This is a genomic window from Methanobrevibacter sp., assembly GCF_045644645.1.
Classification (GTDB): Archaea; Methanobacteriota; Methanobacteria; order Methanobacteriales; family Methanobacteriaceae; genus Methanocatella.
Window position 1 is genome coordinate 1 of record NZ_JAZRHE010000093.1, and the last position, 5,558, is coordinate 5,558.

The following is a 5,558-nucleotide window of genomic DNA, read 5'->3' on the forward strand; positions in this document are numbered from 1 at the left end:
ATTGTTTTGATTTTAAAAAATTGATGTGAAATATTATTAAATTATTTTTTTTAAACTGCAAATATTATAGCCAACTCTGGAGCATTGATAAAACTAAATATTTTACAGCAAAAACAATATTCAGAAAGAAGTAAATTTAAAACTAGTTTACAAAATACTTTTATAATCTAATTTTTAACCAATTATGGCAACCACTTTTAGCAAAATAGAAATTTTAAAAAAAATAACTATTGTTCCCCATACTTCCATTCCATGAACTCATAATACAAAAGCTTGTCTTTTTCCTTTAAATCTTCCAGAAATTCCTTCTGCTTTTCCTCATCGAATTTTGAAAGGATTCCTTCAATGGCAATGAAAGGTTCAACCTTAAGTTTTGGTTCCTCTTCCTTTTTAGGCATCTTGACTTTAATCAAATCGCAGATTTCCTTTAGATAGTCAATATTTGTGAGGTATACCTCTTCGGGACTGGTATCTCGTTCAAAATACTTTTTCGGTAGCTTGTCATTTTCAAAATCCTGCATGAACTCAATAATCCTGTCCCTTTCCTGTAAAACCTTTTCAAGACTTGCAGCTTCGAATTCCTTTCTGTAACTTTTCGCATCCAATATCATATTATCACATTAAACTATGTATTGATCTAATATAAACTTCTTTATCTTTAATCATTCCTCATTTGTTACTTCCTTTAAGTTTTCCCATATTTTTACCATAGCCAATGTATCAAGTCTACAATACTTAAGTAAACCAGCTCTTATCTCTTCTTGTTCTTCGGGACTTTTATATTTTAAACTTAGGAAGGCCTCTGATGCTTCCCCACCATTATGAACTAACGGCAAATTAACATAATCCAGTTCAGGGTCATCCGGATATAATGCAGGCAGAACATATTTTATGGAATAGGAACCCTTCATTTCTTTTGTATAATAATTTCTGCTTCTAAACGGAACCATCAAATCAACAATATTTCCGTTGATTTTTTCCATTTCAGCTTTTAAATCAGGATACATCTCTCCTATTTCCTTGTTACGGGTAGCTTCAAAGCCTTTATTATAGACAATTACACTGCCATCGCAGGGCATATCTTCAATCATACTTTCAGCAAATGTTCTGATTAAATTTTCATCATCGACTTCAGCCAGGAATTCCTTATGCTCTAAAGGAGCTCCTTTCTTTTGAATGATATGTAATGAGTACTGGAAAGGAATTTGTTGATATGGCTTTGTTCCTTCAAGTTCAGGAATAGCATATTGACAGGATTCATAGTCAATAAAATACAGTGGATATTTAAGAGAGCATAATAACTTTTTAATTTCTTCCTTTTCTATTTTTGGTTCTCTTTTATTCAGTTCAAAATCTATCTGTTCCAAATATTTTTGGTTAATATTTTCATTTATCAAGTCTTCAAATGAAATTTTACCTTCATAATACTTTTTAAACTTAGTACGCTTTTGCATAACACTTATGTCAAATACATTAGGTTTTGGCAAATCCTTTGTGCAGTACTGCCAATAGTCACATGAATATGGATCAAAGCAGTGCAATCCGATATCTTTAACTGGTTCATTGTTGATATCATGGATTTCCATAAAATTATTGATTGTGTCAATATTGGCTTTTATTTCATCCTGTTTTTCTCGGGCAATACCTGTCACATCTTCAATATTGAATAATTGGACAATATCCAATTCTTTTTCTCGAATATATTCATTGTTTATATAAACAATTGATACTTTTTTAACATTTAAACCAAGACTTGAAAGGACAAAGTACTGATATGAAACATCATCCAGGTATATGTCCTTGATTTCTGTAGAACTTTTCACTTCATAAATTTCTAGTCCATCTGGATTATTTTTTAAAATATCTACACTGCAGAAATTGTTATGGTATGCAAATGATGCTTCTGTGATGATATTTGCTTTGTTTTTCAGTAATTCATGTGTTTTTTTAATTCTTACATCAATATCCATATTATAGGGAACATCTTCATAATCACCGAATAATCTTTTTGCAACATTCCCTACTTGTTTTCCCTTTTCTAAAACTGCATCATTGTTTTCTTTTTCGGCAGTTTCTGGTTTATATTTATTTAACCAGAGAATCTTTTCACATTGCACACAACTGCAATACTTGGATTTTGACAAAAATATTTTATTCATTATAAAGGCTCCTTATTAATAGATTATTATGTTTTTAATATGACATATCTTTTTCATCTTGTTTATAATACTAGTAAAAATTTACTATTAGTATAGTGATAAAAACCTAACTTTATTTTACATGAAAAACAAAAACATAAATTGTGATTAACATGGTGTTCTGTTCCAAATGTGGTTATGAAAATAGTGATGATAACAACAACTGTGAAAAATGCGGTGAAGTATTGATTAAAAGGAAATATCTTGAAATCAAAAGCTATGAAAACTTCGAGGATATTTTCACCCAAAGCAATTTCGAAAAGATTGATGAGATAACCCTTGAAGGATACAATACAATAATTGAAAACATTACAAACATGGGTCACTACTACTTAAAAGAATACTATAGTAATACCAATCTGAACAAAAGGCAAATGACTATTCTAAATAAGATAAAAGCCTTAGCACAAGCTTATAGTAAAATAAGTTATAAATCAAGCGGTGCTGAGCTTGGAAGCTATTCGTTTAACATCATAAGAGTCGATGACAGGCTGGATGACGCTAAACAGATTGCCACATTAATCCATGAACTTTCACACCACCTTTTTTCTGAAATCTTCGAACAGATTCTGATGTATGTATGGGGATGTTCCAAAAGCGATGCAATAGAGGCGCTTGCATGGTTTGCATTAATCGGAAGCCCACTGGCACGACTTACAAATGAATACTGTGCACATACCTGTGAAGGGCGATTTGTACCTCACGGCTATCAAAACTACGGATCATTCAATAACATCTTAATAAATGAATTCGCAAGTAACAGTAAAAAAGACCAGGACGCAATAACTTTCGGCTTGGTGATGGGAAACACCATGGCACAGGATATCTTATTGATTTTAGGAGACTTCATTGATTATGACCTTAGAGAAGAAATAAAACAGCAGTTCAAAAAGGACTTTTCATATCCTCCAAGCTATGACCAGATACTGCTTGAAACCAATAATGTTTTCAGCCCTGAAGATAAAATTGCATCAATAATTTCAATCCTGAAAGGTGGCTTTGAAGCTGCTAAAGATAAAAAAATGCGTGAAATATTAGATAGTTTTAAAGAAAACTATACTGAAATCAATAAGGATTAGAATAACTTTCATTTATTTCACGTGAAACATTATCGAGGTCTTCACCACTGAAAATCTTTAAAAGATAAACAAATGAATCCTCTTTGGTGATTGCCATCTTAAAGAGGACTTCTCCGTAGGACTGGTTGAATACTTCTTTTAGCTCATCAATTGGCAGTGATAAATTATGCATCAATTCCATTAATTTTGACATGTCCTTCTGTTTAAGTTTTGTTTTTCTTGGGTCAGGTCTTGCAGTAACAATTGAAAAATTGTTGATGTCAAATAAAAAGACTTTAAGACGGATGTTTAAGGCTTCTTTTAATTCATTTTTATCTTCCAGAACTGAAGCTATTGCATTTGCATATATTTTAAAATCAACCCAAAGTTCCTGAGACAATTTATCATCGAAAATCCTTTTCAAATATCCTAAAATAATATCCTGAATTTCTTCAATGGAATATTGCTTTTCTTCAAAAATCTTTGAAATCTCATATGATGAAAATGCCCTTGAAATTTCCCTGTCCTCATGGATATAAATGATATAAGTTGTTTTAGATAGAAAATCCAATCCCATTTCACTTATCTGATATGATTTGGATTTGAAATACTTTTTAAGCTCATCATCCGTGAGGTTTTCGCCCAGCCTTTCAATAAGCTCATCCTTTTTGCCTGAAACCTTAAGGTTATGTTCCTTCAGGATTTCCTTTAAATCGCTTACCTTTGAGTCTTTTGCAACGCTCAGAGGTGAAGCAGGTTCAATGAACTCATCATCCATGGCCTGCTTTTTAAGCTTGTTTACGGTTGTATCGTAACGTTTGGCAGTTTTATCTGAAAATTTCTTAGTTGGATTTTTTCTAAATTCCTCCAAGTATAAAACATAAGTAAACTTAAATGATGGAGCATATCTGCTTTGAACAGTGTGTGAATATAAAGCTTCGAGGTCTTTTAATTCATCTTGATTAGATTCTTCTTTGGCAACCAGTTTGCCGTTTTTAACTTCCAGATTATCATTTTTAATAGTTTGATTTGTAACGACACTTGCACCGCAGTTGAAACAGAACGGATCTGTTTTCAAGAATTTAGTATTGCAGTCAGGACAGGTTTTAAGGTTAAATTCATAATTTGACAGAAAATTGAATTTTCTCATATTGTCAACTAAAACAGACACTCTTTTTATGGTAAAATCATATCCGCAGTTCGGACACTTTTTGGATGATTTTTTGGTTTTTTTATTGCAGTTTGGACAGATGATAGCATCATCAGGCATTTCTTCATTTTTAAAATCATACCCACAGGCGATGCAGGTTTTAGATATATTAAACACTTTCTTATTACAGTTAGGACAATTCTTAAAAATTGGCTTAACTCTTTTATCATTGAAATCATAACCACAGCTTATGCAATAAGCATTATCCATGTCCTGTGCTTCATTGCAAATAGGGCATGTTTTTTCAGCTTTAAACTCATATCCACAGCTTATGCAGAATTTATTAACCTCATCCTGTGATTCATTGCATTTCGGACACTTTTTTTGATTAGTGGAAGTGGTGTTCTTATTGGAATGCCTATTTATCAACTCATTAAGTCTGGATTCCACATTATGTTCATTAACAGCACCGTTCCTGATTTCCTGTTTTAGCTGTTTTTTGATTTTAATCCCCACATTTGAATCAAGGCCATTGCTTTTGAGCCTATCAATGAAAGAAATGCTTAAAATACGGCCCCCAGTCAACTCCTTCAATTTTTTTTCCGCAGGACTGTCCTTTGAAAATAAACCCATAATTTTCACCTAATACTAATAATTATTTTTAAGGTTAATTATTTAAAAAAGTAATGTAATCTGATAAAATGTTGAACAGACATACATATTGTTATTCTTTTAAAATTAAAATATTTTAATTACATCTAATGAATTAATATATTTGTCCCTAAGTATATTCGGATTTTCCATAAAATATGAAGAATGAGTGCTATTTTTACCCCTACCTTGGAGTGCATCAATTTCAGATAATGTAAAACCTTTATTACTATTATATAATGAAGAAGCATGGAATTTTCTAAGCATATGGCTTCTAAATTTATTATATTCACCAACTTTACCTAAATTCAATTCATTATTAATATAATTAAAATATTTATTCCAATAATATAAATTAATTTTAAAAAGTTTATCCTCATGTTTTAAATCAATATTTAAATTAATCAAATAATCAACAATAGCAGTTGAAGCTTCTGGTGAACAAAAAGTAAAATAAAATTTATTTGTTTTTTGTCTTCTTATTCTAAAAATCGGAATTAT

At 31.0% G+C, this 5,558-nt stretch carries 4 protein-coding genes and 1 pseudogene; 1 reads left to right on the forward strand and 4 read right to left on the reverse strand.

What is annotated here, in order from left to right; all coding sequences use genetic code 11:
* Positions 1 to 227: 227 nt before the first annotated feature.
* Positions 228 to 611 (reverse strand): hypothetical protein, encoded by a 384-nt coding sequence (locus ACKI4K_RS05355; protein ID WP_407423014.1) that lies wholly within the window; start codon positions 609 to 611, stop codon positions 228 to 230.
* 51 nt (positions 612 to 662) lie between these two features.
* Positions 663 to 2,159, reverse strand: coding sequence for a DUF2779 domain-containing protein (locus ACKI4K_RS05360; RefSeq protein ID WP_407423016.1), 1,497 nt, complete (start codon positions 2,157 to 2,159; stop codon positions 663 to 665).
* 152 nt (positions 2,160 to 2,311) lie between these two features.
* Between ACKI4K_RS05360 and ACKI4K_RS05365 the strand changes: the two genes are divergently transcribed.
* Positions 2,312 to 3,277: a zinc ribbon domain-containing protein gene (locus ACKI4K_RS05365; protein WP_407423018.1), complete on the forward strand. Its 966-nt coding sequence runs from the start codon at positions 2,312 to 2,314 to the stop codon at positions 3,275 to 3,277.
* On the opposite strand, the gene ACKI4K_RS05370 is transcribed toward ACKI4K_RS05365, so the two are convergent.
* Positions 3,264 to 5,039 carry an SAP domain-containing protein gene (locus ACKI4K_RS05370; protein WP_407423020.1) on the reverse strand — a complete coding sequence of 592 codons (1,776 nt, stop codon included), beginning with the start codon at positions 5,037 to 5,039 and terminating at the stop codon, positions 3,264 to 3,266. The two genes, ACKI4K_RS05365 and ACKI4K_RS05370, sit on opposite strands and share 14 nt — an antisense overlap.
* Before the next feature lie 105 nt (positions 5,040 to 5,144).
* Positions 5,145 to 5,558: pseudogene (locus tag ACKI4K_RS05375) on the reverse strand (site-specific integrase); the annotation flags it as partial.

Coding starts and splice junctions, on each gene's coding strand:
- ACKI4K_RS05355 (WP_407423014.1), bottom strand. CDS start 611: ATGATATTGGATGCGAAAAGTTACAGAAAGGAATTCGAAGCTGCAAGT.
- ACKI4K_RS05360 (WP_407423016.1), bottom strand. CDS start 2,159: ATGAATAAAATATTTTTGTCAAAATCCAAGTATTGCAGTTGTGTGCAA.
- ACKI4K_RS05365 (WP_407423018.1), top strand. CDS start 2,312: ATGGTGTTCTGTTCCAAATGTGGTTATGAAAATAGTGATGATAACAAC.
- ACKI4K_RS05370 (WP_407423020.1), bottom strand. CDS start 5,039: ATGGGTTTATTTTCAAAGGACAGTCCTGCGGAAAAAAAATTGAAGGAG.